General features: G+C 71.8%; 28 protein-coding genes. 19 read left to right on the top strand and 9 right to left on the bottom strand.

What is annotated here, in order from left to right; all coding sequences use genetic code 11:
• Positions 1–281, top strand: a 281-nt coding sequence (locus tag Q8791_RS10940; RefSeq protein ID WP_330091531.1) for a YbaK/EbsC family protein, incomplete at its 5' end; no start/stop codon positions are given.
• 43 nt (positions 282–324) lie between these two features.
• Here Q8791_RS10940 and Q8791_RS10935 read toward each other — a convergent pair.
• The 3 genes from Q8791_RS10935 to Q8791_RS10925 all read right to left on the bottom strand — a co-directional run bounded on the left by Q8791_RS10935 (position 325) and on the right by Q8791_RS10925 (position 2,385).
• Entirely contained in the window at positions 325–945 is a 621-nt protein-coding gene (locus Q8791_RS10935; protein ID WP_330091530.1) for a maleylpyruvate isomerase family mycothiol-dependent enzyme, read from the bottom strand.
• Between the two features lie 48 nt (positions 946–993).
• On the bottom strand, positions 994–1,719 hold the full coding sequence (locus Q8791_RS10930) for a class I SAM-dependent methyltransferase (protein ID WP_330091529.1): 726 nt from the start codon (positions 1,717–1,719) through the stop codon (positions 994–996).
• Between the two features lie 306 nt (positions 1,720–2,025).
• A complete protein-coding gene (locus tag Q8791_RS10925; RefSeq protein WP_330091528.1) occupies positions 2,026–2,385 on the bottom strand; it encodes an ArsR/SmtB family transcription factor in 360 nt (119 codons plus the stop codon).
• Between the two features lie 100 nt (positions 2,386–2,485).
• Here Q8791_RS10925 and Q8791_RS10920 point away from each other — a divergent pair, with 100 nt between their 5' ends.
• Positions 2,486–3,736 carry an MFS transporter gene (locus Q8791_RS10920; RefSeq protein ID WP_330091527.1) on the top strand — a complete coding sequence of 417 codons (1,251 nt, stop codon included), beginning with the start codon at positions 2,486–2,488 and terminating at the stop codon, positions 3,734–3,736.
• A 282-nt stretch (positions 3,737–4,018) separates the two neighbouring features.
• Here Q8791_RS10920 and Q8791_RS10915 read toward each other — a convergent pair whose 3' ends face one another.
• Positions 4,019–4,783: a class I SAM-dependent methyltransferase gene (locus Q8791_RS10915; protein ID WP_330091526.1), complete on the bottom strand. Its 765-nt coding sequence runs from the start codon at positions 4,781–4,783 to the stop codon at positions 4,019–4,021.
• Between the two features lie 691 nt (positions 4,784–5,474).
• Between Q8791_RS10915 and Q8791_RS10910 the strand changes: the two genes are divergently transcribed.
• The 8 genes from Q8791_RS10910 to Q8791_RS10875 all read left to right on the top strand — a co-directional run bounded on the left by Q8791_RS10910 (position 5,475) and on the right by Q8791_RS10875 (position 13,174).
• A complete protein-coding gene (locus tag Q8791_RS10910) occupies positions 5,475–5,744 on the top strand; it encodes a hypothetical protein (protein ID WP_330091525.1) in 270 nt (89 codons plus the stop codon).
• Between the two features lie 142 nt (positions 5,745–5,886).
• On the top strand, positions 5,887–6,135 hold the full coding sequence (locus tag Q8791_RS10905; protein ID WP_330091524.1) for a hypothetical protein: 249 nt from the start codon (positions 5,887–5,889) through the stop codon (positions 6,133–6,135).
• A gap of 449 nt (positions 6,136–6,584) precedes the next feature.
• Positions 6,585–8,024 carry a glycosyltransferase family protein gene (locus tag Q8791_RS10900; protein ID WP_330091523.1) on the top strand — a complete coding sequence of 480 codons (1,440 nt, stop codon included), beginning with the start codon at positions 6,585–6,587 and terminating at the stop codon, positions 8,022–8,024.
• A gap of 54 nt (positions 8,025–8,078) precedes the next feature.
• Positions 8,079–8,939, top strand: a complete 861-nt coding sequence (locus tag Q8791_RS10895; protein WP_330091522.1) for a sulfotransferase — start codon at positions 8,079–8,081, stop codon at positions 8,937–8,939.
• 696 nt (positions 8,940–9,635) lie between these two features.
• The gene (locus Q8791_RS10890) at positions 9,636–10,493 is read left to right on the top strand and encodes a TauD/TfdA dioxygenase family protein (protein ID WP_330091521.1); all 858 of its coding nucleotides are present in this window, start codon (positions 9,636–9,638) and stop codon (positions 10,491–10,493) included.
• A 3-nt stretch (positions 10,494–10,496) separates the two neighbouring features.
• Positions 10,497–11,756 (top strand): macrolide family glycosyltransferase, encoded by a 1,260-nt coding sequence (locus Q8791_RS10885; protein ID WP_330091520.1) that lies wholly within the window; start codon positions 10,497–10,499, stop codon positions 11,754–11,756.
• Between the two features lie 17 nt (positions 11,757–11,773).
• Positions 11,774–12,874, top strand: a complete 1,101-nt coding sequence (locus Q8791_RS10880; RefSeq protein WP_330091519.1) for a WD40/YVTN/BNR-like repeat-containing protein — start codon at positions 11,774–11,776, stop codon at positions 12,872–12,874.
• A 15-nt stretch (positions 12,875–12,889) separates the two neighbouring features.
• Complete coding sequence (locus Q8791_RS10875; RefSeq protein ID WP_330091518.1) at positions 12,890–13,174, top strand: MoaD/ThiS family protein; 285 nt, start codon at positions 12,890–12,892, stop codon at positions 13,172–13,174.
• 11 nt (positions 13,175–13,185) lie between these two features.
• On the opposite strand, the gene Q8791_RS10870 is transcribed toward Q8791_RS10875, so the two are convergent.
• Positions 13,186–13,956, bottom strand: a complete 771-nt coding sequence (locus Q8791_RS10870; protein WP_330091517.1) for a class I SAM-dependent methyltransferase — start codon at positions 13,954–13,956, stop codon at positions 13,186–13,188.
• 71 nt (positions 13,957–14,027) lie between these two features.
• Here Q8791_RS10870 and Q8791_RS10865 point away from each other — a divergent pair, with 71 nt between their 5' ends.
• Together Q8791_RS10865 and Q8791_RS10860 are read left to right on the top strand one after the other, a co-directional pair.
• Positions 14,028–14,750: a class I SAM-dependent methyltransferase gene (locus Q8791_RS10865; RefSeq protein WP_330091516.1), complete on the top strand. Its 723-nt coding sequence runs from the start codon at positions 14,028–14,030 to the stop codon at positions 14,748–14,750.
• Positions 14,747–15,433 (top strand): hypothetical protein, encoded by a 687-nt coding sequence (locus Q8791_RS10860; RefSeq protein ID WP_330091515.1) that lies wholly within the window; start codon positions 14,747–14,749, stop codon positions 15,431–15,433. The genes Q8791_RS10865 and Q8791_RS10860 overlap by 4 nt, the downstream gene beginning before the upstream one ends.
• Before the next feature lie 250 nt (positions 15,434–15,683).
• On the opposite strand, the gene Q8791_RS10855 is transcribed toward Q8791_RS10860, so the two are convergent.
• On the bottom strand, positions 15,684–16,238 hold the full coding sequence (locus tag Q8791_RS10855) for a TetR/AcrR family transcriptional regulator (RefSeq protein WP_330091514.1): 555 nt from the start codon (positions 16,236–16,238) through the stop codon (positions 15,684–15,686).
• 111 nt (positions 16,239–16,349) lie between these two features.
• Here Q8791_RS10855 and Q8791_RS10850 point away from each other — a divergent pair, with 111 nt between their 5' ends.
• The 3 genes from Q8791_RS10850 to Q8791_RS10840 all read left to right on the top strand — a co-directional run bounded on the left by Q8791_RS10850 (position 16,350) and on the right by Q8791_RS10840 (position 18,519).
• A complete protein-coding gene (locus Q8791_RS10850; protein ID WP_330091513.1) occupies positions 16,350–16,760 on the top strand; it encodes a nuclear transport factor 2 family protein in 411 nt (136 codons plus the stop codon).
• Positions 16,757–17,578, top strand: a complete 822-nt coding sequence (locus Q8791_RS10845; protein ID WP_330091512.1) for an NAD(P)H-binding protein — start codon at positions 16,757–16,759, stop codon at positions 17,576–17,578. Before Q8791_RS10850 ends, Q8791_RS10845 begins: the two co-directional genes overlap by 4 nt.
• Positions 17,579–17,892: 314 nt before the next feature.
• Positions 17,893–18,519 (top strand): DUF4333 domain-containing protein, encoded by a 627-nt coding sequence (locus Q8791_RS10840; RefSeq protein WP_330091511.1) that lies wholly within the window; start codon positions 17,893–17,895, stop codon positions 18,517–18,519.
• A 149-nt stretch (positions 18,520–18,668) separates the two neighbouring features.
• Here Q8791_RS10840 and Q8791_RS10835 read toward each other — a convergent pair whose 3' ends face one another.
• Positions 18,669–19,109, bottom strand: coding sequence for a winged helix-turn-helix transcriptional regulator (locus tag Q8791_RS10835; RefSeq protein ID WP_330091510.1), 441 nt, complete (start codon positions 19,107–19,109; stop codon positions 18,669–18,671).
• Positions 19,110–19,239: 130 nt separating this feature from the next.
• On the opposite strand from Q8791_RS10835, the gene Q8791_RS10830 reads away from it, so the two are divergent.
• Entirely contained in the window at positions 19,240–20,112 is an 873-nt protein-coding gene (locus Q8791_RS10830; RefSeq protein ID WP_330091509.1) for an aldo/keto reductase family oxidoreductase, read from the top strand.
• Positions 20,113–20,149: 37 nt separating this feature from the next.
• Here Q8791_RS10830 and Q8791_RS10825 read toward each other — a convergent pair whose 3' ends face one another.
• Entirely contained in the window at positions 20,150–20,908 is a 759-nt protein-coding gene (locus Q8791_RS10825; protein WP_330091508.1) for a GbsR/MarR family transcriptional regulator, read from the bottom strand.
• 222 nt (positions 20,909–21,130) lie between these two features.
• Between Q8791_RS10825 and Q8791_RS10820 the strand changes: the two genes are divergently transcribed.
• The 3 genes from Q8791_RS10820 to Q8791_RS10810 all read left to right on the top strand — a co-directional run bounded on the left by Q8791_RS10820 (position 21,131) and on the right by Q8791_RS10810 (position 23,774).
• Positions 21,131–21,799: a DUF4097 family beta strand repeat-containing protein gene (locus Q8791_RS10820; RefSeq protein ID WP_330091507.1), complete on the top strand. Its 669-nt coding sequence runs from the start codon at positions 21,131–21,133 to the stop codon at positions 21,797–21,799.
• 50 nt (positions 21,800–21,849) lie between these two features.
• Positions 21,850–23,001: a serine hydrolase domain-containing protein gene (locus tag Q8791_RS10815; RefSeq protein WP_330091506.1), complete on the top strand. Its 1,152-nt coding sequence runs from the start codon at positions 21,850–21,852 to the stop codon at positions 22,999–23,001.
• A gap of 362 nt (positions 23,002–23,363) precedes the next feature.
• Positions 23,364–23,774: a VOC family protein gene (locus Q8791_RS10810; RefSeq protein ID WP_330091505.1), complete on the top strand. Its 411-nt coding sequence runs from the start codon at positions 23,364–23,366 to the stop codon at positions 23,772–23,774.
• A gap of 311 nt (positions 23,775–24,085) precedes the next feature.
• Here the strand turns inward: Q8791_RS10810 and Q8791_RS10805 are convergent, their stop codons facing one another.
• Positions 24,086–24,352, bottom strand: a complete 267-nt coding sequence (locus tag Q8791_RS10805) for a hypothetical protein (RefSeq protein WP_330091504.1) — start codon at positions 24,350–24,352, stop codon at positions 24,086–24,088.
• Positions 24,353–24,542: the final 190 nt, after the last annotated feature.

Genomic DNA, 24,542 nt, shown 5'->3' with positions numbered 1-24,542 from the left:
CCAGCGGACGCCACCGGGTGGACCTGGCGCTGCTGGCCGAACGCCTGGGCAAGGAGGCCGTCCGGCGCGCCACACCGGAGGAGGTGCGCGCCGCCACCGGCCAGGTCATCGGCGGGGTGGCTCCCCTGGGGCACCCGGCGCCCGTCGAGACGGTCGTGGACACCGCCCTGGAGGAGTATCCGGAGCTGTGGGCGGCCGGGGGCACGTCCAACACGCTCTTCCACACCGACTACGCGGAGCTGTTGAAGATGACGGACGGGATCCCGGTCGCCGTCAACTGAGGGGCGCCGGAACCGGATGGGGTCCGGTGGCTCGCGCCGGGTCTCAGCAGCGTTCGCGCAGGGTGGCGACCCCCTCTCCGTCGAGCTCGTCGCAGTACGCCCCGCGGCCGGTCATCGCCATGACGAGCGCCAGGGTCGGGCCGGACACCGGGAGCCCGGAGCCGGTGGTGAAGGGGCCGTCCGTGGCGGCCAGGCGCAGCCCGCCGATCCGGCCCTTGGCCAGGACCACCAGGTCGGAGCCGCTGTAGTACTCGGCCAGGCGTGTGAGGGTGGCGAGGGGGTAGTCGCGGCTGAGCCCCAGGGGGCGTCGGATGTCCTCCGCGTGGACGACCGTTTCGCCGAGGCAGGCCACGACCGGGCCGACCGGGGTGGTGGTGTTGGCCTCGACGCGGCGGAAGTTGTCCAGGGTCTCGGCCGGACTCTCCCCGAGCTGCTCGGCCAAGCGCATCTCCACCTGCCTGTCGAAGTCGAACCGGCAGCGGATCACCCCCGCCATCCACCGGGCCCAGCTCAACCCGGCCGCCGACGCCAGGTGGGCGAGGACCTCGCGCACGCTCAGCCCGGTGCACAGGGACGGGGTGGCCCACTGCTGGTCGGTGAGGTGCGCGAGGTCGGCGGCGAGTGACGCCCGTTCGGTGTGGACGTCCGGCCAGAGAGGGTTCATGCGGGCAGCTTAGGCTCCGCCACCGACATCGGAGCCCTGACCCGCGGCTCAGCCGTCGGCCGCGCGGGCGACGGTGACGATGTCGGTGCTCGTGGGGGTGAGCGGCCCCCGCGACCAGTCGCCGTGGCGTGCCTCGACCTCCAGGCCGGCGCCGTTCAGGAACCCGTCGACGCCCTCCGTGTCCAGGAAGCGCAGGCTTCCCCTGTCGACCCGGAGGGTGTCGCCGTCCCCGGTGGCGGTGGTCTCGGTGAGTGTGACGACGCCGCCGTCCACGGACTCGACCCGGTGCGACACGCGCAGTGCGCGCCCGTCGTGGTCGACCACGTCGGTCGCGTTCTCCGGGGTCCAGCCCTCCCAGGCGCGGACGAGGGGGTTGCGGGTGCCGAACACGAACCTGCCGCCGGGGACGAGTGCCGACCGGATCGCGGCGAGGGACGAACGCAGGTCGTCGTCGGTCACGAACACCTGGAAGGCGTTGCCGGCCATGACAGCGAGCTCGAACTCGGCGTCCCACGTCATCTCGTCGGCACGGCCCTCGACCCAGGTGATGTCGTCGCGGGTGCGCGCCCGTTCGAGGGAGGCCGGGTCGGGATCCAGCCCGCAGAGCCGCCCGGGGTGCCCGCTCTCGCGGGCCCGGTGCAGCAGCATGCCGGTGCCGCAGCCGACGTCCAGGACGGACGTGGAGGCGATGACGTGGGAGAGGTAGAAGTCGTCGCTCGGGCCCCAGGCGTTGAGGACGTCGTAGAGAGCGGCCGCGTCGGCGTCGGAGTACATCGCTGCAGTGTGCTGTCGGTCGGCCCCGGTCCGCCAGGGGCCTTCGCCGGATGGGACCGTCGCGTCGCGCACATCCCGCGTGCGCGGTGAGGCAGGAGACCGCCGACGTCGCCGTCGGCCCCGTGTGCGGCGCATCCCCGCGTGCGCCGGGAGCGGGGCGCCTCCGACGCACCCCCCGGGACGAGAACCCGCGGCCGTGCTCGACTCGCACGGGACCGTAGGGAGCAGCGCAGGCGCCGGTCGACGCCCGGCGGCTCCCGCCCCTGCGAAGGCGTCTGGCAGCCGGGGACGCGACGCGGTCGCCTGTCAGTCGTGGAAGGGCTCTCCGGTCACGACGTGGTCGGCGTGGTTGAGCGCCTCCATCACCAGGAGGCGCAGGTGGCCGTCGCGCAGTCGGTAGATGACGTTCCGGGACTGCTTGCGCGACTCGACCAGCCCGGCCAGACGCAGCTTGGCCAGGTGCTGGGAGACCGCGGTACGCGAGGCCCCGCAGGCCTCGGTGAGCCGGCCCACGTCCGCCTCCCCCTCGGCCAGGGTCCACAGCAGGTGCAGCCGGGTGGGGTCGGACAGCAGGGCGAACACGTTGGCGGCCACGGCGAGCCGCTCGTGTTCGGGCGGGGCCGGGTGCGCGCGGCTGGGGGCGGCATGCTCGTCACTGGTGCGCATGTGCGCAGTCTAGGACGCGTACACACCCCGGAGGCGACGCGACCCCACACCACATGACATCATGTGCGTACTTGCGCACATGTATGGCGCGAGTGATCTCTTGTCCCCTTTCTCCCGGGTGGTGGTCGTGGTGTGGCGTGTGCTGGCGGAGTTCGGGTCCTACCGCAGGTTGTTCTGCGCCCAGGTCGTGGCGTTGGCGGGCACGGGGCTGGCCACGGTCGCCCTGGCACTGCTGGCCTACGACCTGGCACCGGACCAGGCCGGTCGCGTGGTGGCCACCGCGCTCACCATCAAGATGCTCGCCTACGTGGGCGCCGGCCCCCTGCTGACCGCGGCCCTGGCCCGGGCCCCGCGCAAGGCGGTGCTGGTGGGCGCGGACGCGGTGCGCGCCCTGGCCGTGGCGTGCCTGCCCCTCGTCGAGCAGGTCTGGCAGGTGTACGCGCTGATCGCCGTGCTCCAGTGCGCCTCGGCGGCCTTCACCCCCGCCTTCCAGGCACTCGTGCCCGAACTGGTCGACGACCGCGGCTACACCTCGGCGCTGGCGCTGTCGCGCCTGGCCTACGACCTGGAGGCGCTGGCCTCCCCGCTGCTGGCCGCGCTCGTGCTGCTCGCGGTGCCCTTCGACGGCCTGTTCGCGCTCACCGCGCTCGGCTTCGCCGTCTCCGGAATCCTGGTGGCCACCACCGCTCTGCCCGACCGGACCCCAGCCTCCCTCGGTGCTCGCCGGGCCGCGGCGAGCTGGCGCGTCTTCGCCACCGACCGGCGACTGCTGGCGCTGATGGCCCTGAACACGGCCGTGGCCGTGGCCACCGCTCTGGTCCTGGTCGACACCGTCGTCCTCGTCCGCTCCCGCCCGGGCGGCACCGACACGGGGGTGGCGCTGGCGCTGGCCTGCTTCGGCGCCGGGTCGATGCTCGTGGCCCTGGGCCTCGGGTTCCTGGTGGACCGGTTCGGCACGCGCATCCTGATGCTCACCGGACCCGGGGTCATCACCGCGGGGGCGGCGGCCACCGCCCTGGGGTGGGCTGTGACCCCGGGGCAGGTGGTGCTCTGCGCCGGATGGGCAGTGCTGGGCGCGGGCTGCGCGCTGGTGTCCGCGCCCACGGGGCGGCTGCTGCGCGAGGCCGCTCCCGAGGGCGCCCTGGCCGGGGTCTTCGCCGCCCAGTTCTCGCTCTCCCACGCCTGTTTCCTGCTCACCTACCCGCTGGCGGGGTGGGCCGCAGGCCTGGACCCTGCGCTGGTGCTGGGTGGGGCCGGGGTGTTCGCGGGGGTGTGCGCCCTGGTGGCGGTGGGTCTGTGGAGGCCCGGAGCGGTGGCCGCGCACCGGGCCTCCACGGTCACGGACGGCTGACAGCACCCCGCGGCAGCCGGCGTCTTCACTCCGGCCGGCAGGCCCGTTGTCGACGGGCACGGGCCGGGTTCCGGCACCGGTCCCGTGGTGAGGTGACAGCCTGTCACTCGGACGGGGGATGCCCCGGTTCAGCAAGAGGTGGGCCGCCCCGTGACGGGCGGTGTCTCGGCGGTGGTCGCCGTCGACTCGCCCCTCCCGCGGTGATCGTGGTCGTCCCACCCGCACCTGCCTCTGCTCGGGCGAACCGGCTCGGGTGCGACAGGACGGAGAGACGGCGACCGGCTATCCGGCGGGCGCCGGCGGTGCCTCGAGGACGAAGAACAGGAAGCCCATTCGGGTGGAGAGGGCCTGGAAGTCGTCCGGGAACAGCTCACGGGCGGCCGGGTCGGGCTGCGGCTCGCTGATGACGCACAGGCGGAAGCCGGCGGCGGTGAAGGCATCGGTCATCGCGTGCAGCGGCCTGCGCCAGAACCTCAGCCGGACGGACTGCCCGCCGAACGTGAACTCGTCGGCGTAGCTGGTGGTCGCGGAGTAGTCGGGCCGAGGGTCCTGGACGGCGTAGTCAACGAACGGGTGCTGCACCGAAGCGATCAGCCGGCCGCCGGGCCTGAGCACGCGCCGCATCTCGGCCAGCGTCGGACCCCAGTCCTCCAGGTAGTGCAGCACCAGCGACGCGACCACGTCGTCGAACGCACCGTCGGCGAACGGGAGGGGGTCGCTCAGGTCGGCCACGCGCAGGTCCGCGTCGTCCCCGAGCCGCCGCCCGGCGAGCGCCAGCATCTCGGCGCTGGCGTCGATGCCGGTGACGACGGCGCCGCGGTCGCGCAGGGCGGAGGACAGGGGTCCCGCGCCGCAGCCGGCATCCAAAATCCGGCGGCCGGTCACGTCTCCCGCGAGGGCCACCATCGCGGGCCGTTCGTAGTAGGCGTTCTGGAGGTTGTTCTCGTTGTCCGCCGCGTACGCCTCGGCGAAGCTGTCGTAGTCGTTCACCTGGGCCGGGTCCGCGGGCGGGGCGAGGGTCTCGGGCGCATCGGTTGCTCGGTCCATCGCCGTAGCCTAGCGTCCGCGTGATCCGCCGGACAGACCCCGGCCGACCGGGGGATCGGGCACCGGACCGCCCGTGTCGTCGCCGCGCGGACCGCTTCTCGTCCAGGCTGCCACCGCCGTGCCGGGGGCGACCCTGGCAGGGGACGGGGTTCCTGTGCCCCGGGTTCCTGGGACGCACCGACCCCCTTTCGGGATGAATCGGGCACAGCTCAGCGGGGCATCATGGAGAACTTGATCCACAGCGTGGAGCGGAGCGAGCTCCCGCGGCACTCCGCGCGCCGCATCGCCGCCGAGCGCTTAGATCGTGTTTTTTGCATCCTTCCGGGCTCGCGTCCGCCAGGCTTCCTCTCGCTGCGCCTCTGCGCTCGTGAAGCACAACCAGGCTGAACGTCGCACATCGTCTTGCGAGAGATCGCCTGGACGGCCGCTCACCGACCCGGAAGCCTCCTCAAAAACACTCCCTAGGCGCAGCCGGGCGCCGAGGCAAGCGCGCAGCACGTCGGTGCGGGCAAAGGGTTCCCATGACACAGCCAAAACTACTTTAAGTTATCGTTTAGATACTCAGGGTTACCGATGGCGGGTCGTGGATATCTATTCCGCGGGGGGACGGCACCAACTCCGACCCCCCACATGGCTCCTGCGACACTCCATCGCCTTGGTGGGGTGCCAGACCATACCGAAAGGAAACAGTATGAACCGCAAGACCGTGACCCGCTTTGTCTTCGCCGCCGTCGTCGCCCCCGCTCTGGCTCTCGGCGCGCCGGCTGTTGCCATGGCGGACACTTTCTTCGGTGCCAGCTACAGCGAGGCCGGCCCCCACGGGGCTTTCGAGGGCAGCGTCATCGCCGTTGCGAAGGACGGCCACGGCGACGACAAGAGCGGCAGCTTCTACGCCAAGAAGTTCAGCCAGGCGGGCCCCCACGGGGCCTCCCAGGGTGCCGTCATCAGCGCCGCCAGCTAGGACGTTCTGAGCGCGGGTCCACGGGTGCACCGCCCGCGGGCCCGCGCGGAACACCGCCCGGACACGGGTGAACTCTGGCGCGGTTGCGGGAGGGCGCCGCGCCGGAGTCGTCTTCCACCTCAGAACACGATTGGCAGGATCGATGCGTCTTTCATCTCGTGCCCTGACCACGGTGGTGCTCGCACTGGGCATCGCCCTGGGCGCCCCCGCGGTCGCCGCGGCCGACGCCCGCTTCCAGAGCGTGGACAGCTTCGCCGGGCCGCAGGGGGCCAGCATCACCGTGATCCGCAGCGTGGTCGGCGACGACGGGAAGGTCACCTACAAGAGGGTGACCTACTTCGCCGGCCCCGACGGCGCTCAGGTCTTCCGCAGCCACAGCGCCGCGAAGTGACGCCCCGGGCCACCCGTGCGCGACACGGGTGGCCCGGCGCCGTCCGATCGAGGACGGCCTGCCCCTGAACGATGAACGGCCCCGCCTTCGGTCGGGGCCGTTCGCCGTTCACGGAAGGTCCCTGGCTCCTGGGGGGCTCGGGCCGATCCCGGCCGGGCGCCCGCCGCGGTGCACCGCCCGCTCTCCCCGGGGGCGGGCACCGCCTCCCCCGACCGCCTGCCCGTGAGGGTCCCGTCCAGATGCTCCCGGAGCCCGCCCGCCCCGGATGGCGTCGCCGTGTCAGGGGCCCCGCCGCGGGTCGGGCGGTTCCCTCGGCCCGGGGTGTCCTCGCGGGTCGGACCGGACCCGAAACACCATCGGCGTCCGCCGGCGCTTCTCCGGACCTGCGGCACGGGCCCGAATACGGGTAGTACAACCGCGTCAGGCAGCGCGACGAGAAAGGTGAGACGTTGGTCAAACTCGCACTGGTCTGCGGAGACGGGCTCCCCGTCAGCGGTCTGCTCACCGTCTTCCGCAATATCGTGACCCGTTTTCACGGGGAACCGACCTCACAGGAGCCCATCCCGGCCGACCTCGGCTACTCCTGGCGCCCCGACAAGCCGGCCTTCTTCCCCCACGGCACAGGACCGGGTTGCTACCCTCCCTGGCTCGAGGTGAGCCGGACCCTCCCCTGCGCGGGGCCGGATCTGCCCGAAGAGCTGCTCGACGTACGACGCCGGGTCGCACGGGCGGGCGACCTCGACCCCGGGGAGAGGGCACACCTGTGGCAGCGCATCGAGGCTCTGGCCGGCCCCTACGAGGCGTACTTCTCCGCCTGGTTCGACGAGCACGACGTGGACTGGGTGGTGGCGGTCAACATGACCCTCTCCGACGCGGTCCCGGTGACCCTCGCCCTCCACCGCGCCGCGGCGCGGCGTTGGGACGGCGGACGGCCCGGCGGAGTCCTCTTCTGGGACCACGACCTGTTCGGCAGTTACGCCGTACACGAGGGCGAAGAACGGGTCTATCCCCCGGCCCCCAACGAGTTCACCCCGTTGCCTGGCCGGCACCACGCGCACCGCTGGGCGGTGGTCTCGGAGGCACTGCGGGTGGAGACCTGCGGGTACCCCACCCCGTTGAAGGCCGTCACGGTCCCCAACGTGCTGCCCGAGACGCCCCCCGAGGAGCTGGAGGACCGGCACAGGGAGTTCCTGGGCCAGATCGGCGCGGCGCCCGGGCAGCCCCTGCTCCTGGTCCCCGTTCGGGTCTTCAGGGTCAAAGGGGTGGAGATCTCGATCCGGCTGTTCTCCCGCATGCGGCAGGTGAGCAGGGAACAGGGACGGCCGGAGCCCCTTCTCCTGGTCTTCGGGGACCTCGGCGAGGACCCGGACTACACCGAGGAGGTTCTCGACGAGGCCCTGCACGAGGAGGTTCTGGACCATGTGAGGTTCCTGGACGGAGTGCCGCTCCGAAGCCACAGGGGAACGGATCGCCGCTGGCGCCTCGACGAGATCGACCTCCTGCGTGTGGGCGCCGCCACGGGCGGAGGTGTGCTCTTCACGCCGAACCGCCCGGACGTGGAGAGCGTGGGGTTGGGTCCCGCGCTCGCCACCGTCGCGGGCATCCCCAGTGCCGTCGGCGACTTCCACGCCTTCTCGGACATCTACGGCGACGCGTTCCTGTGCGCCCGTCTCCACGGGGACGGCGATCTGCGGGAGACCGCCGAGGAGATGCTCGGACTCATGCGCGCCCGGGCGGACGGCGAACCGTGGTTCACCGAGGCCATGCGGCGGAACCTGACCAGGCTGGACTCCCACTTCCCCGTCGAGCCGTGGCGCAGGCTGTGGGGCGAGCTGGTCTCCGGGATGGACGCGCAGGACCCGACCTCCGGGGTTCTGCCCCGGACATGAGCTCGTGTGCGGCGGGGCGTGTCGCGCGAGGCGAGACCGGGAAGAAGCAGGGCCATGTACACCAGACCCCCAACGAACGCCAGATCGTCGACAACGGGGAAGGAGGGGTCCGCCCCCGGCCCGGTCCTCCTCCTGTGCTCCGGCCAGAGGTCGGGGAGCACCCTCCTCCAGCGGCTCGTGTCCTCCGGCCCGGATCTGTGGGTGTGGGGCGAGCCCGGACCCGGAATGCACGGACTGCGGGAGGCCGACCTCGCTCTGCGCGCGCTCAGCGACTACCGCTCGCACGAAGCCGCGGCGGAGGTCGACGGCGTGGGCTCCCCCGGCTTCATCGCCGTGGTCCTTCCCTCGAGGGGGGACTACAGCGCGGCTGCGCGTGCGTGGTTCGACACCGCGTTCGCCGACGTGCCCCACCGGGGGGCCGACGCCCGGTGGGGGTTCAAGGAGGTGCGGCTGGGGCTGTCCTTCGCGGAGTGGTTCGTGGACCTGTACCCCCGGGCGCGTGTCGTCCACCTGGTCAGACATCCCCTCGACGTGCTCAGGTCCCTCCTCTCCTGGGAGGAGGAGGTACCGCGGTGGACACCCGACCTGACCGCGGAGGCGATGGGCAACTGGCTCGACGTGGTCGATTCGTTCCACACCACGGGCGGCGACCCTGCCTGGTTGCTGCGCCTTTCGTACGAGGAGCTGGTCTCCGGCCGTGCCGAGGTGCTGGAGGAACTGGAGGAACACCTGTGCCTGACCGCGGGCTCCCTGGACCGCACGGTCCTGGACCAGCGGGTACACCGTCCCGGGGCGGTCGGCAGGATCCCCCGCACGCTGCCCGGAAACGAGGAGGTCGCCCGCCGGTTCGCGGCGATGGCGACGCGTGAACGCATCCGGGTTCACGCGGACCGGCTCGGTTACCCGGTGCCGTGACAACCGGGCGGCTCGGCCTTCCGCGCCTCACACCCCTGGGTCGCCGGGGTCCGCGCGGGGCCGTGCTTCTCACCCGGGGCGGGTCGGTCAGCGGTCCGGCCCGCCTCCTCGGGTTCCGGTGCGGGCCGGGGTGCGCGGCAGATCGTTGCGGTGATGCGGTCGGGGACCCCAATGGTAATCCGTTGGAAATACTCGCGGAACTCAAGGCCACATCCGAGTTCGAGGCCCTCGGCCAAGCATGATCCTCGGCCTTTGAGTTTGCCACGGATTCGATCGTCGATACCGAACTCGGAATGGGGTTCCCGGATTCCCGACGCCTTCCCCCACCTGGGGTTGCGCTGAGGACACCGGAAGCCCTCACCCGCCTTCTCCTGCGGTCAATACCGCGTCGGATTTTTTTCGGAGTTCTCCTGGAACCCGCCCGAGAGAGACCAGACTACAGTGGTCTACCGAGAAACAATGGGCTGGTGTTTCTGATGTGACCCATGGGACTCATGTCACGAACTGACTGTGGTGGGGCAGATGAGTTTCGTGGTGTTGGCGTTGAGCGCTTTGAACAGGCCTTTTTCAGCGACGTCGACTCAGCGGTGGTCCCGTGCACGCGGGGAACCGGCACGGTTGATCCTGGTGATAATTTTGTGTCCGGATGGTGACTCATGGTTTCTTTTGCTCCTCATATAAGGTTGCCGAGTCATCGTGATTCGAGGAGGATGCCCGTTGGAAATCAGGGAGATCAAACCTGGATTCGTCGCGGAGGTGACGGGGCAGAACCGTGAAATCCTCGCAGGTCGCGACGGTGACGTGGTCAAAAAAGCGCTTCTCTCGCATTCCGTCGTCATTATGCGCGGAATGGAGTTGGCGCCATGCGAGCAGGTGGCGCTGACCCGCCTGCTCGGCCCTCCCGAGGTCGTGACGGACATGCGCAACCACCACCCGGAGAGCACCGACATCCTGGTCATCCGGAACTCGGGGTCCACCCCCGTGGTCGGCAACACCCACTGGCACTCCGACAGGTCCTTTCTGCCCGAGCCGACGCGGTTCACCGTTCTGAGGGCCGACGTGGTGCCCGAGGAGGGCGGAGACACCCTGTTCGCCGACATGACGGCCGCCCACAGGGACCTGGACGACGAGTGGCGCGCCGTGATCACCGGGGCCGAAGCGGTGCACTCCTACGACACCGTCGCCAAGCTCCGCTCCCGGGTGCACGGCACCCCTCTGGAACAGGGGTACGCCCGCAAGTACCCCCCGACCGTCCACCCGCTGGTGCGCGCCCACCCCGAGTCGGGGAGCCCCGCGCTCTACCTCAACGAACTGTGCGTGGCCAGCCTGCACCGCCCCGACGGAACGCCGGTCTCCGTCGGCGTGGCCGAACTGCACGAGTACGCGACCCAGGAACGGTTCGTCCACCGGCACCACTGGCACCAGGGCGACGTCGTGGTGTGGGACAACTCCCGAGTGCTGCACCGCGCCGGCGACCTACCGCCGGGCCTGCTCCGGGTCCTCCACCGGACGACGACCGCGGGCGCGTCGCCGTACGCCCCCGAGGAGGGCTGACCGGTGCGAGGCGGCCCGGTCCTGTTCGTCGGCATACCGGCCCACGGCCACATGATCCCGACCCTGGCGTTGGCCGAAAGCCTCGTCGGCCGAGGTGTCCCGGTCGAGTTCCTGGTCTCGGAGGAGTTCGCCGACGCGGCCCGGGCGAGCGGTTCCCGGCCGCTCACCTATCCGACCGCCTGGCCCGTCCCCGCCGCTCTTCCGGCCCCCCGCACCACGGCGGACGCCGTGCTCATGAGGAGGATGCTGGCCCAGGAGGCGTTGGCGCAGGCCCGAACGGCGCTGACGCGCAGGGGACGGCGCCCCCCGCGGGCCGTGGTCTACGACACCGCGGTGGGCCCGGCCGCGCGGGTGCTCACCGGGCTCTGGGAGGTCCCGGGCGTCCAGGTGTTCACGGGTGTGGCGGCGAGCCCGGGCTTCAGCCTCGCGCCGATCCTCGCCGCGCGATACCCGGACCTGGCCAGGCTGCCCCCTCCGGAACCCGACCCGGAACTGCTGCGCCTGGCCGCGGACCACGGTCTGGGGCGCGACCGGGCCGCCGCCCTGCTGGCCCCCCGGGAGCGGCTGTCCCTCGTTCTTCAGCCCCGCGCCTTCCACCAGAGGCCGGAGGCCTTCGCCCCCGACGCGTTCGCCTTCGTCGGACCGTGCCTGTCCCCACGCCGCGCCCGGTCGGCGTGGCGTCCGCCCCCCGGGGCGGGACCGGTGCTCCTGGTGGCGTTGGGCACCCTCTACAACCGGCGTCCCGCGTTCTACCGGGCCTGTGTCGAGGCGGTGCGCGGCACGGCGTGGCACGCGGTGCTGGCGGTGGGAGGGCGTGTGTCGCCCGGCGAGCTGGGGCGGCTCGCGCCCAACGTGGAGGTCCACGCCCACGTCCCCCAGCCCTCGGTGCTCTCCCGCTCCCGGGTCGTCGTCTGCCACGCGGGGATGGGATCGACCATGGAGGCTCTCGCGGCGGGCGTGCCCGTCCTGGCGGTTCCGCAGACCCCCGAACAGGACGCCGTGGCGCGCCGGGTCGAGGAGCTGGGGCTCGGTGTCCGGCTGGCGCCCGATCGGGTCACCCCCGACGTGCTGCGGGCGGCGGTCGAACTGCTGGCGACCGATCCGGGGATCGGGGAACGGGTGGCGCGGATGCGCTCCCTCATCCGTTCCGCCGGAGGCGCGGAACGGGGCGCGCTCCTGATCCACGAACACCTCGACCGGATGACCGCGGCACACCCGCCGGCCGTTCGCCGACCCACACGGTCGACGCCGATCGTTCCCTAGCAGAAAGGCAAGCCCCCATGGAGAAGGTGACCCTGGTCATCGGCACCCGCAAAGGACTGTTCCTGGCGCGCCGGACGTTGGACGGCACCAGCCCTTGGGAACTGCAGGGCCCTCACCTGCTGATGCAGTCCATCCACTGCCTGGCCGTCGACACCCGACCGAGCACGCCCCGCATCCTGGTGGGCACCAGCCACGGCCACTGGGGCCCGGGCCTGTTCCGCTCCGACGACCTGGGAAGCACCTGGAAGGAGAGTCCCAAGGCCGCCGTCGCCTTCCCCGCCGACACCGGCACCTCACTCGTACGGCTGTGGGACATCCGCCCGGCGGGCCCGGACCGCCCCGGTCTGGTGTACGCCGGGGCCGAGCCCGCCTCGCTCTTCCGCTCCGAGGACGGCGGGGAGAGTTTCCACCTGGTCCGCGAACTGTGGGACCACCCGCAACGGCAGGCACTGATCGACTGGATCCCCGAGGCCGGGGCCCTGTACACGCACACCGTGCTCATGCACCCGGACGACTCCGACCGCATCACGATCGGCATCGCCGCGGGCGGCGTCTACCGCAGCGTCGACGGCGGCCGCACCTGGAACCCGTCCAACGAGGGCATCGAGTCGACGTCGCTGCCGGTGCGCTACCCGCTGTACGGGCAGTGCGTGCACAAGATCGCCCGTGTGCCCACCGCGCCTGAGCAGCTGATGCTGCAGAACCACTTCGGCGTGTACCGCAGCGACGACGAGGGGGCCAACTGGTTCCCCGTGGGCGACGGCCTGCCCGCGGACTTCGGTTTCACGGTCGTGGCGCACCCGCACCGGCCCGGCACCTTCTACGTGTACCCGCTGGTGGCCGATACCGAGCGGATCTCCCCCGACGCCCGTTGCCGTCCCTTCCGCACCCGTGACGCGGGACTCACCTGGGAGGGACTGGTCAAGGGGCTGCCGCAGGAGCACTTCTACCCGTCGGTGCTGCGCGAGGCGCTGATTACCGACGGAGGGGACCCGGCCGGTGTCTACCTGGGCACGCGTGGCGGCCAGGTCTACGCCAGCCTCGACGAGGGCGATTCGTGGGAGACGGTCGCCGAGCACCTTCCCGACGTCCTGACCCTGCGCGCGTTGCGCCACTGACCGAAGGAGGACCCGATGACCGTCCAGATGCTCATTCCCGGTGTGCTGCGCGATCTCGCGGGCGGCCGGGGAACACTGTCGATCGACGTTCCCGCGGACGCCAACGTCGAGCAGGTGTTCGCCCGGGTGCTCGCCGACTACCCGGCGCTGCACCGGCGCATCCGGGACGAGCAGGGCCGTATCCGCCGCCACGTCAACGTCTTCCTGGAGGAGGAGAACCTGCGACGCAGCCGTTTGGAACAGGTCCCGGTCCCGCCCGGCAGCCGCATCCACGTACTGCCGTGCATCTCCGGAGGATGAACCGGCCCGGGTCAGGGCACAGGCCACCACAACGTCGCCATGCGCCTGCCGCGTGGTGGCAGCCCGTGTTCGTCCAGCAGGGAGCGCACCCGGTCCGTGTCGGTCGTGCCCAACCGGTCGCACACATGACGCACCAGCGCCTCACCGCGTCCGCGCCAGGGATCGGAACCGTCGGTCCACTGCTCGATCCGTACCCGGAGGCCCAGGTCCCGCAGGACGCGCGTCGCCCCCGGAGCGGTCGGCGGGTCCGGGCGCTCCGATGCGTTCAGCGCCGACCACAGGGGACGCATCCAGGAATGGGGGTGCTCCCAGGGGATCTCCACGACCACGCCCCGCCGCGCCCGATCGGTGAGCGCACGGGCGAACGGCACCAGGGCCTCGGCGTAGTAGAGCACGTTGTGGCACACGACGACCTCGGCGGCAGGCGTTTCCCCAGCGGCCGCCGGCCAGGTGCCGAGCACCGTCCGGACCGGCACCGAGGCCCTGCGGGCGCGGGCGGCGAAGGCCTCCAGCACGGGTGCGCTGGAGTCCACCCCGGTCAGCGTGGTCCCCGGAACGCTCGCGGCCAGGGCGACCGAGGCGCGGCCCGCGCCGCAGCCCACGTCGAGCACACCGGCATCCTCGGTCAGGGACCGGCGCGCCAGGACGAAGGACGGCGAACCGGTGACGTCGGCGTCGTCGGTCAGAGCTGTCTGGAAAGCGGCTTCTCGGACCTGCGCCGACACCGGTGGAGCGGGAGGCCGCCAGGCGTCGAGGGCGGCGTCCCAGGGGGAGGCTTCCATGGGCGCACGGTACACGCTCGGAGTGCTCTCGCCGTTCCGCGAGAGCCCGCACGGCCCGGGAAGGGGGGCATGTGACCGACGAACGACACCTGTCCGGTCCTGCTACGGCCGACGGCCTCACCGCCGTGTGGGAGAGGGCGGACCACCACCTGCGCGACCTGGGTCCGGGCCCGGTCCTGGACGTGGGATGCGGGACGGGAGCCTGGGTGGGCGCCCTCGCCCGCTGGAGCGGCAGACCGGTGGTGGGGATCGACCCCGACGTCGCAGCCCTGGCCCGCGCCGACCGCGCGGACGCGGTGTTCGTCGCGGGACGCGCTCCGGTCATCCCCCTGGCGTCGGGAGCCGGGGCGGCGGCCTGGCTGTCCCGGGTGCTCCACCACGCGACCGACCTCGCGGCTCTGGCGGGCGAGGTTCGCCGGGTCCTGGCTCCGGGCGCACCGCTCCTGGTGCGGGAGGCGTTCCCGGAGAAGGCGCACACACGCGCCTACGCGAGGTTCTTCCCCGAGGGTGTGCGGGCCGCACAGGGACGGCCGACGCTGGCCGAGACGGTGGCCGCGTTCTCGGACGCCGGTTTCACCCCAGGGGGGACCGTCTCGGTGGAGGAGCCCTTCGCCGAGTCCTGCGCCGGGTTGTCGGCCCGTGTCCGCAGGGACGGGGACGGGATGCTGCGCTGCCTGAGCGACGCCGAGTTCGCGCGGGGCATGGAGCGGTTGCGGACCGCGGCCCGGCGTGAACTGCGCACCGGTGTCCCTGAACCGGTGACGGATCGGATCGACCTGCTGGTACTGGGATGAACGGTTGCGAGGAGGAGCGGCGGATGGACGCGAGCGGGCTGCGGCCGGGGGCCTGGCGTGAGGCGCGGAGCCCTCTTGCCTGGATGAGTCTGAGGGACGGAGAGCTCTTCGCGGCGGTGCTGGAGTTCGTCGCGCGGCGGCACGATCCGTTGCGCGTGCTGGAGTGGGGGTCGGGCCAGAGCACTGTGGAGTTCACACGTCTGCTCAGGGAGCGCGGTGTGGCCCATGAGTGGACGGCTCTGGAGTACGACAGGGCGTTCTTCGACGAGCGCGTTCTTCCCCCGCTCATGGAACGTCCCGGATCGGTGGTGCGCTACCCCGACGACGGCTCCGTCCTGACCGTTCCCGGAGCGGCGGGAACGAGCCGCGTCACCGCGGTGTGCTGGAACCGGACGCGTCTGCGGCCCGCGGAGGACCCCGGTGACCGCAGGGTGGACCTGGACGCCTATGTGGACTACCCGGCCGGACGGGAACCCTTCGACGTGGTGTTCGTCGACGGGCGGATGAGGCGGCGGTGCCTGCTCTCGGTCTCCGAGCACCTGGGCCCCTCGACGGTCGTGGTGTTGCACGACGCCTGGCACGAGCACTACCACTGCGCGTTGGAGCGCTATCCGGTGGGCCGGTTCTTCGGGGACGAGATGTGGATGGGCGCGCTGCGCGGCGCCGCCCTGCCCCCGTGGTGATCGACGGTGGTCGGTGCGGGGTCGTGCTGGTGGGGTCGGGTGACCGGCCCGAGCTGTTCCGGGGACGACCGGGAGCAGCTCCTCACGTCGGCGGAGGCCGGGGCCCGTCCGGTGGACCGCGCCGGAGGGAGGCGGAGACCGCGGCCGACCCGCCTGCGCGCCGCGGGGCGGGCCGTCGCGCCGACGGCGAGGCTCGCGACGCGTGGTCGTCCGCCTCCCCGCCCGCGGATGACCACCGGGGTCCGCCCGGTCAGCGGGGGTTCTCGTCCCCACGCCCCTGGTAGGCGGATTCGGGCCCGAGGATCGACACCACCAGGTCCCGCAGCCCTTCCCGGGGGTCCACCCCGGGGCGTTCCCGCAGGTACTCGACGAGGTCGCTGCGCACGGCGGCCAGCAGGGCGTGGGCCAGGAAGCCGGCGTTGCGGGGGCCCCGTGCCCGGGTCACCAGTTCCGTCAGGTGGGCATGGAGGCGGTCGTAGCTGTCGTTGCGGTACGGGCTGGTGAATCCCTCCCGTTCCAGCGCCAGGGTCAGCACGCGGTGCGTCCGCTTGAAGTCCCATGTGCGTGTCAGCACGTCCAGCACGTTGTCGGGCAGGGTCCGGAACTCGCGGGTGGCGTAGTCGTCGTACAGCTCCCGGATCAGGCCGTGCCTGTCGCCGAAACCGCGGAAGACGGTGCCCTTGCCGACGCCGGCGGCGGCCGCGACCGCGTCCATGGAGACCTGGTCGGGGTCGGTTGCCTCGGCGAACAGGCGGCCCGCCGCCGCCAGAACCGCATCCCGGTTGCGTGCCTTGTCCGCTCGCATGCACCCTCCCGAAGCGGACCGCAGGTCCGCTATAGTCGAAACGGACCACTAGTCCGCTTACTGTGAAGCGGACCCGTGGTCCGCCGATGAGCGCAGCCTAGAGGAGGACGTGTGTCCGACAGCCCCGCAGCGGTGTTCCGCCGCGCCACCGAGCACCTGCTCGCCCACGACATGGCGGCCTTCACCGCCCTGTACGCGGATGACGCCGTGATGGAGTTCCCGTTCGCGCCCCCGGGAGCGCCCGCGCGGCTGGAGGGCCGCCGGGCGGTGGAGGAGTACCTGTCCGGCTACACCGACGCGCTCGACGTCCGGCGGATCCACGACGTCGTCGTCCACGAGACCACCGACCCGGACGTCATCGTCGCCGAGCTGGCGGTGAGCGGCCGCACGCTCCCCGCCGGCACTCCCTACACCGCCCGCTACGTGGCCGTCCTGACGATCTCCGGCGGTCTGATCCGGCACTACCGCGACTACTGGAACCCCCTGGCCTTCCAGGCCACGGGTGGGGAGGCCACACCGTGACGGTCCTGATCACCGGCGCGACCGGAACCACCGGAAGCCGCCTGTCCCGTGTCCTGCACGACCGCGGTGTCCCCGTCCGCCGAGCCGGCCGCTCCCCGGCGGCCGACGTGCGCTTCGACTGGTCGGACCCGGCCACCCACGCCCCCGCCGTCCGCGGTGTCCGGGCGATCTACCTGGTGGCACCACCCGGTGCGGCCGACCCCGAACCCCTCGTAATCCCGTTCCTGGAGGCGGCCCGGGTCGCCGGCGTGGAGCGGATCGTCCTGCTCGGCTCGTCGGCGGTCCCGGTCGGGAGCCCCGGCCCGGGCGTGCTCGGTGCGCGCCTGGCCGAGTTCGCGCCCCACCCCGTGGTCCTGCGGCCGACCTGGTTCGCCAGCAACTTCACCGGCCGCCACCTGCACGGCGACTCCGTCCGCCGCGACGGCGAGATCGTCAGCGCCACCGGGGAGGGCCGGATCCCGTTCATCGACCCCGGCGACATCGCGGCGGTGGCCGCGCAGGCCCTCCTGGGGGCGCTCCCGACCGGAGGGGAACCGATCCTGACCGGTCCGCGTCCGCTGACCTTCGACGAGGTCGCCGCCACGCTCTCCGAGGTCACCGGTCGCCCCGTCCGACACCGCAGGGTCAGTGTGGAGGAGCTGTCGCGGCGTCACCAGGACGACGGTGTCCCAGCGGCGTTCGCGGACCTGCTGGCCGCCATGGACGCGCGGATCGCCGCGGGGTCCGAGGACCGCACGACCACGGCCGTGGAGGACATCACCGGCACGGCCCCCCGGTCCCTGCGCTCGTTCCTCGCCGCCTCCTGGCGGGACCGGTAGCCCTCGTCCGCGCCCCGACGGTGCGGAGGTGGACCCGCACTGCCCGGTCCCCGCCCGGCCCGCCGCCGGGCGGGGCCTCTCCCGTTCCGGGGGAAGCGCACGGCGGGGTCGCTCCCTCTTCGGCGTGGTTGCGGGGAAACCCGTCCGGGTCGGGGAACCGCGTGCTCGTCGGTCTCCTTCCCCTGCTCCGCCCGCAGGCGCGCCACGCACCCCCCAGGCCACGGTTGCGTATCGAAGGACACGGCTTCGGAACCTCCACACCGATTCCCGCCGTCTCTCCACGTGGCATGTCACCACACCCCCAGGAGGCCGCGATGCGGCAGATCAGACGTCATCGAATCATCACCGGAGCAGCTCTGGGCGCGCTGCCCCTCCTCCTGTCCACCGGCTGTTCGTTCGACTTCAGCTTCGGCGGACCCGGCGCCGTCGCCGCCGACGAGGTCGCCGAGCGGTCGAGCGAGATGCTGGCCGAGCAGATCGGTCAGGCCCCCGACGACCTCACCTGCGCCGAGGACCTGCCCGCGGAGGTGGGCGCCGAGATCCGCTGCGAGCTCACCGAGGGCGGGGAGAGCCTCGGCGTGACCATCACGACGACCTCGGTCGACGGCTCCGACGTCCAGTGGGACGTCCAGGTCGACGACGCCCCTGCCGACGGCGCCGCGGCCGACGACACCTCCGAGGACGACACCGGCGCCATGGCGAGCGGTGGCGCCGTCCCCGCCGATCAGGTCGCCCAGCAGTCGTCCGCGCAGCTGGAGACGCTGGTCGGCCACGCCCCCGAGGACTTCACCTGTTCCGAGAACCTCCCCGCGGAGGTGGGCGCCGAGATCCGCTGCAATCTCGTGGACGGCGGCATGAACTACGGCGTGACCATCACGACGACCTCGGTCGACGGCTCCGACGTCCAGTGGGACATCCTGGTCGACGAGGAGCCCCTGTAGCACAGGGCGGCGCCGGCCCGCCCCCGCAGTGCCGGGCGGCGCCGGCCCGCCCCGGTAGTGCAGGGAGCCGGTGGCGGCGCGTCTGCTCGACGCCGGGGAGATCCTGGGGTGGTCCCGGCGCGACGGTCGGGGGCGCCTCGCCGCGTGGTTCAGGCGACGTCGGCGTCGTGCGCTGCGCGGTTGGCGAGCACGTCGTCCATGTGCGTCTCGGCCCAGGTCCTCATGGCGCGCACCATCTGGTGCAGTGAGAGACCGAGGTCGGTCAGCTCGTAGGTGACCGTGACGGGCACGGTCGGCGTCACGGTGCGGGTGAGGAGACCGTCGCGTTCCAAGGAGCGCAGCGTCTGGGTGAGCATCTTCTGGCTGACGCCGGCCAGTCGGCGGGCCAGCGCGGAGTAGCGCATCGGCCGTGGCTCGCCGGGGCCGTCGGAACCCGGCTGGGAGCCGTCGCCGCCCAGTGCGCACAGGATCAGTGTGACCCATTTGTCGGAGATCCGGTCGAGGAGCTTGCGACTGGGACATGACGCCAGGAAGGCGTCGTACCGGGCCTTGGCCTCTGCCCGCTTCTGGGCCGCCGTCGTCGTTGTCATCGACCGTTCCTTTCACCCGCGAGTGGCTTACGCACTCCGAAGTGCCTACTTCCCATCAGGAAGTTGCATTTCCATACTGAGGCAAGGAGCTGTCGGGCACCACCCTCGGCTCGCGACGAAAGGCAGGAACATGAGCGCGCTCTCCACCTCGCTTCCCGGCGGCACCTGGGCCCTGGGCGACCTGACCGTCACCCGGTTCGGCTACGGCGCCATGCAGCTCGCCGGCCCCGGGGTGATGGGGCCGCCTGCTGACCACGACGGCGCACGCGCGGTGCTCCGCGAGGTCGTCGACCTCGGCATCACCCACATCGACACCAGCGACGCCTACGGACCGCGCGTCACCAACAGGCTGATCGCGGAAACCCTGCGCCCCTACCCCGAACCGCTGCACATCGTGACCAAGGTCGGTGCCACGCGTGACCGGCAGGGCGGCTGGCCCACGGCCCGGCAGCCCGACGACCTGCGCCGAGCCGTCCACGAGAACCTCCGGACGCTCGGCCTCGACGCGCTCGACCTGGTCAACCTCCGGCTCGGTGACGCGACAGGTCCTCAGCCGGGCTCGCTCGCCGAGCCGTTCGAGACGCTCGCCGAGCTCCAGCAGCAGGGCCTGATCAGGCACCTCGGCGTGAGCAACGCCACGGGGGACCAGGTCGCCGAGGCGCGGGCGATCGCGCCGATCGTGTGCGTGCAGAACATGTACAACCTCGCCCACCGCCACGACGACGCACTGATCGACATGCTCGCCCGGGAGGGCGTCGCCTACGTGCCCTTCTTCCCGCTCGGCGGCTTCAGCCCGCTCCAGTCCTCGGCGCTCACGGGCGTCGCCACCCGGTTGGGGGCGGCGCCGATGTCCGTCGCCCTCGCCTGGCTGCTGCGGCGGTCGCCGAACATCCTGCTGATCCCCGGAACCTCGTCGGCGGCGCACCTGCGGGAGAACGCCGCCGGTGCCGGGCTTCCGCTCGGCGACGAGGATCTCGCGGAGCTGGACCGGATCGGCCGCTAGCGGGGGATCCGCCGGGCCGCGTCGTCGGGACGGCCGTCTACCCGCGGCCCGGGCTCGGATCCGGACCGGCGATGTCGCCCGTGTCCGTCTCGACCGGCGTGTGGAGGACCTCCCGGGCCTGCTCCGCGGCGCGGATGATGCTCTCCCTGACGAAGTCGACGAAGCGGGCGATGTTCTCCAGTCGCGCGGCGGCCGGGGTGTCGGGGCCGAGGATGCCGACTCCCTGCCGCGCGACCTCGACGAGGTGGGTGTGGGCCTGGGCGGTGGCCAGCATCGACTGGTACCAGACGTCGTCGTCGACGACGTAGCGCTCGCGGCGTCGCTCGTCGCGTTCGCGGCGGATGAGGCCCTGGCCCTCGAGGAAGGTGGTCGCCTTGGAGACGGAGGCCGGGCTGACCTGGAGGTGCTGGACGAGTTCGGACGCGGTGAGGCTGCCCGCGTCGGCGGTGTGGAGGCTGACCAGGACACGGGCCGTCATCCTGGGCAGACCGGTCCGGACGAACACGTCGGCGAAGGCCTCCTCGTACGCGCGCACCTCCTCGGCGTCGCGCCCGTGGGCCTGGGGCGCCTCCGGCTCCCGGGGAGCGGTCCTCCTGCGCCGGCGGCTGCGGTTCTCGGTGGCCCGGTGGGCCAGGTCGGCGCGGTAGGCGGTGGGGCCGCCGTTGCGCATCACCTCGCGTGTGACCGTCGAGGTCGGGCGGTCGAGGCCTCGGGCGATCTCCGCGTAGGCCAGGCCGTCGGCCAGCCCCTGCGCGATCTGCCGACGCTCCTGCTGGGTGAGTCTGCCTCCCGGCATCGTGTGCTCCTCCGTTGTCCTCGGGACCGCCAGCATAGCGTTCACTTCACATTCATTGCAACACCCCCGACAGCGATCGTTGCGTTGAATATAGATCCATTGCAACAATATCGAGGCTTTGAACTGCATTGATGCATCTTCTGCGCAACGAAGATGTTGCCCAAAATGGAAATGCAACGTAGCTTTTCCTGCATCGGAAACAACGATCCACAGGAGAGCACGATGCAGAAGTTCGCCACCCCCGCCCCGATCACCGCCGTTCTCGACATCCCCGCGGGGCGCGTCCAGATCATCGCCGCCGACCGGGCCGACACGACGGTCGAGGTCCTTCCCGCGGACCCCTCCAAGAGCCGCGACGTGAAGGGCGCGGACCGGACCGAGGTCTCGTACGGCGACGGCGTACTGCGCATCACGTCCACGGCGAAGAACCAGGTCCTCGGCGCCTCCGGATCCATCGAGGTGACGGTCCGGGTGCCCGCCGGTTCCCGGGTGGAGGCGAAGGCGGCGAGCACCGAGTTCCGGGGGGTCGGACGGCTCGGCGACGTCGCCCTCGAGAGCCCGCACGGCTCGGTCAAGCTCGACGAGGCCGCGAGCGCCCGCCTCGACCTCATGGCCGGTGACGTCGAGGTCGGCCGCCTCCACGGCCCCGCGGAGATCAGCACGAGGAAGGGCGACATCCGCGTTACCGAGGCCGTGAGCGGCGCGGTCGTGCTGCGCACCGAGGTCGGTGAGGTGTCGGTCGGCGCCGCCTCCGGTGTCTCGGCCTCCCTCGACGCCAGCACCGCCGACGGCCGGATCCACAACTCGCTCAGGAACACCGACGGCGACGCGTCCGGCCTGAACATCCACGCGACCACCCTGCAGGGCGACATCACCGCCCGCGGCCTCTGAGGCCGCCGCCCCCTGCCCGCCCCTGACTCACCTCCCGAAGGAGCACCGCCATGACAGACACGAGCCGAGAGAACACCGGGACCACCGAGGCCGCCGAGCCGGCCCACCCGGAACTGCAGAAGGCCATCGAGGACATCGTCGCTTCCGGTTTCGCCGGGGTGCACCTGCGTGTGCACGATGAACGGGGCACGTGGGTCGGCAGCGCCGGGGTGCGAAGACTGGGCGAGGCCGCGAAGCCGCCGACCAACGGGCGGGTCCGGATCGGCAGCAACACCAAGACCTTCATCGCGACCGTGGTTCTGCTGCTGGTGGCCGAGGGCAGGGTCGCACTGGACGACGCGGTGGCCGACCACCTGCCCGCGTTCGGACTGGACCGGCGGATCACCGTCCGGATGCTGCTGCAGCACACCAGCGGGTTGTTCAACTTCACCGGCGAGTACTACGAGGACGGGACGTTCGCGCCGGGGATCACCTGGTCGGGGAAGGAGTGGGTGGACGACCGGTTCAGGACCTACCTGCCGGAGGAACTGGTGCGGCTGGCGTTGTCCGAGCCGGCGAGGTTCGAACCGGGGACGGACTGGAGCTACGCCAACACCAACTACGTGCTTGCGAGGCTGCTCGTCGAGAGTGTCACCGGTCGCTCACTCGCCGAGGAGATGCGGCGGCTGGTCCTGGATCCGCTCGGGCTGTCGGACACCCTGATGCCGGAGACCGGCCGGGACGTCCCCGAACCGCACGCCCACGCCTACTACCGGTACGAGCAGGACGGCCGGGAGGAGACGGTCGACGTCACGAGCCAGAACCCCTCCTGGATCTCCGGCGGCGGTGACATGATCTCGACCGCCCAGGACCTGGACACGTTCATCTCCGCGCTCATGGGCGGCAAGCTCCTGCCGGCCCCGCTCCTGGCCGAGATGCGCAGCCCGCATCCCAAGGCCGGCTACGGCCTGGGGGTGTTCGTGCAGGAGACGGACTGCGGCGGCACCGTCGTCACCCACAACGGAGGCATCTCGGGTCACGGGGCGCTGATGTACAGCACACCCGACGGCGGCAGGACCCTGACCGCCTCGCTGAACTATGTGGACGACGCCGCCCTGTCCCTGGGCGGGGCCTTCCAGAAGGCGACGCAGAGGCTCGTCAGGGAGTGGTTCTGCGGCGGACGGGACGGCTCGGCCGACGAGGCGGACCAGCCGGCGGGCTGAGCGGATCGACCCCCTCCTCGCGGTCCCACCGGTCGCGTCCACTCCCCATCCCTCGACCGAAGCCCCGCCCGGACACGCTGGTCCGTGCGGGGCTTCGTCGTCCAGGTCGCCGTCCTCGTCCGTGGCTGCCGGATCAACCGCCCGCACCGGATGTTCCCGGTGCTCGGGCAGGGGGCGGGTACGGGCGGGCGACGGACGCGGCGGGGTGGCGGGCGTCGGGGAGAACCGCTGCCGACGCGCTCGTGCCGGACCCGACCCACGCGCCCGGAGAAACACGACCGGGATCCACACGCGATGAGTTCGGATGTCACCGGTGGTCGGTAGGGATGATCGTGTCACGTACACCAACCGGACGGAGTGGCATGCCCACCACAGCCCGTGGACTCCACGTCAGCCTGCCGATCGCGGACCGCACGAGTTCGATGCGGTTCTACAGCGACACCTTCGGCTTCGAACTCGTCGGCGAACCCGCCGAGGACGGGGTCCCCGAACCTCTGATGTTCCGACTCGACCAGCGCACCCTGTTGGTGCTCGTGCCCGCCGGCGGTTTCGACTGGGTCCTGGGTGACAGCCGCGGACTCGCTCCAGCCGGGACCAGCGAGTGCCTTCTGGGTGTCGAGGTGGGCACCGAGCAGGAGGTCGTCGATCTGGTCGCGCGGATCCGCGACTCCGGAGGAGAGGTCGTCGCCGAACCCGAGCACAAACCCTGGGGGTACACGGCCCTGTGCGCCGACCCCGATGGCCACGTCTGGCAGATCGGCATCGAAAACTGACCTGACCACCGGCCGTCACAGCGTCGGTCCGGGGGCGGCTGCACCGACAGTCGCCCCCGACCGATGCTTCGGGAACACGGTGCCCGATCCTGGGACCGGGCCCGTGTCGCCCCGGGCTGACGAACCCGGGCACGGGCAGGCCCCCGCGCGACGACCGCTGGAACTCCAGGGCGTCGCACGGGGGCCGACGTGATCTCGCCGTGAGGAACCGGGGTCGGACCCGAGGCCGACTTCCTTCCGGGCTCCCAATCGGGCGGCGGACCCACTCCTGGAGCCCGCGGCTCCCGACCCGCCACGGTGTAGGGCCCTGCCTACAAGGAGGAAGGGACGAAAGCCTGGATGACGTCCTGGGGAATCTGGAGGATGCCCTGGATCCCGGCGGAGGACCCGAACACCTCGTCGATCCCGGTCTGGGTCTCGGCGGCCGGGGCCTCGGCAGCCGGAGACTCCGCGGCCGGGGCCTGGGCGGTCGGGGTCGCCGCGGCCTCGGTGGTCGGGGTGTCGATGAGCGGGGATGCCGCGACCGAGGACGCGGCCCCGGCCAGGAGAACGGCGGACAAGGTCAGAGGAAGAAGCACGCGGCGCACGGTGATCCCTTCGATCGGACCACCTTTCGTGGCCCTGAGTAATGAATCATACACTCGGAGTAGCGAATGGGAGATGCACCCTCCCCTTTCCGCTCCCGCGTGCCGCCGTCCGGTAACGGGCCTCCCCGAAGGGGCGCGCCGCAGGCCTCGGGGAACACGAGAGCCCGCCCGGTCAACGCGA

The sequence above is a fragment of the Nocardiopsis codii genome (assembly GCF_036327455.1).
In the GTDB taxonomy this organism is placed as follows: Bacteria; Actinomycetota; Actinomycetes; order Streptosporangiales; family Streptosporangiaceae; genus Nocardiopsis; species Nocardiopsis codii.
The sequence above is the reverse complement of the archived record's forward strand: the minus strand, read 5'-3'. Positions and strand labels throughout refer to the sequence as shown.

Excerpts from the sequence above, each read along its gene's own strand:
- Q8791_RS10935 (WP_330091530.1), bottom strand. The coding sequence starts at position 945 with ATGAACCCTCTCTGGCCGGACGTCCACACCGAACGGGCGTCACTCGCC.
- Q8791_RS10930 (WP_330091529.1), bottom strand. The coding sequence starts at position 1,719 with ATGTACTCCGACGCCGACGCGGCCGCTCTCTACGACGTCCTCAACGCC.
- Q8791_RS10925 (WP_330091528.1), bottom strand. The coding sequence starts at position 2,385 with ATGCGCACCAGTGACGAGCATGCCGCCCCCAGCCGCGCGCACCCGGCC.
- Q8791_RS10915 (WP_330091526.1), bottom strand. The coding sequence starts at position 4,783 with ATGGACCGAGCAACCGATGCGCCCGAGACCCTCGCCCCGCCCGCGGAC.
- Q8791_RS10910 (WP_330091525.1), top strand. The coding sequence starts at position 5,475 with ATGAACCGCAAGACCGTGACCCGCTTTGTCTTCGCCGCCGTCGTCGCC.
- Q8791_RS10905 (WP_330091524.1), top strand. The coding sequence starts at position 5,887 with ATGCGTCTTTCATCTCGTGCCCTGACCACGGTGGTGCTCGCACTGGGC.
- Q8791_RS10895 (WP_330091522.1), top strand. The coding sequence starts at position 8,079 with ATGTACACCAGACCCCCAACGAACGCCAGATCGTCGACAACGGGGAAG.
- Q8791_RS10880 (WP_330091519.1), top strand. The coding sequence starts at position 11,774 with ATGGAGAAGGTGACCCTGGTCATCGGCACCCGCAAAGGACTGTTCCTG.
- Q8791_RS10875 (WP_330091518.1), top strand. The coding sequence starts at position 12,890 with ATGACCGTCCAGATGCTCATTCCCGGTGTGCTGCGCGATCTCGCGGGC.
- Q8791_RS10870 (WP_330091517.1), bottom strand. The coding sequence starts at position 13,956 with ATGGAAGCCTCCCCCTGGGACGCCGCCCTCGACGCCTGGCGGCCTCCC.
- Q8791_RS10860 (WP_330091515.1), top strand. The coding sequence starts at position 14,747 with ATGAACGGTTGCGAGGAGGAGCGGCGGATGGACGCGAGCGGGCTGCGG.
- Q8791_RS10855 (WP_330091514.1), bottom strand. The coding sequence starts at position 16,238 with ATGCGAGCGGACAAGGCACGCAACCGGGATGCGGTTCTGGCGGCGGCG.
- Q8791_RS10840 (WP_330091511.1), top strand. The coding sequence starts at position 17,893 with ATGCGGCAGATCAGACGTCATCGAATCATCACCGGAGCAGCTCTGGGC.
- Q8791_RS10835 (WP_330091510.1), bottom strand. The coding sequence starts at position 19,109 with ATGACAACGACGACGGCGGCCCAGAAGCGGGCAGAGGCCAAGGCCCGG.
- Q8791_RS10830 (WP_330091509.1), top strand. The coding sequence starts at position 19,240 with ATGAGCGCGCTCTCCACCTCGCTTCCCGGCGGCACCTGGGCCCTGGGC.
- Q8791_RS10825 (WP_330091508.1), bottom strand. The coding sequence starts at position 20,908 with ATGCCGGGAGGCAGACTCACCCAGCAGGAGCGTCGGCAGATCGCGCAG.
- Q8791_RS10820 (WP_330091507.1), top strand. The coding sequence starts at position 21,131 with ATGCAGAAGTTCGCCACCCCCGCCCCGATCACCGCCGTTCTCGACATC.
- Q8791_RS10815 (WP_330091506.1), top strand. The coding sequence starts at position 21,850 with ATGACAGACACGAGCCGAGAGAACACCGGGACCACCGAGGCCGCCGAG.
- Q8791_RS10810 (WP_330091505.1), top strand. The coding sequence starts at position 23,364 with ATGCCCACCACAGCCCGTGGACTCCACGTCAGCCTGCCGATCGCGGAC.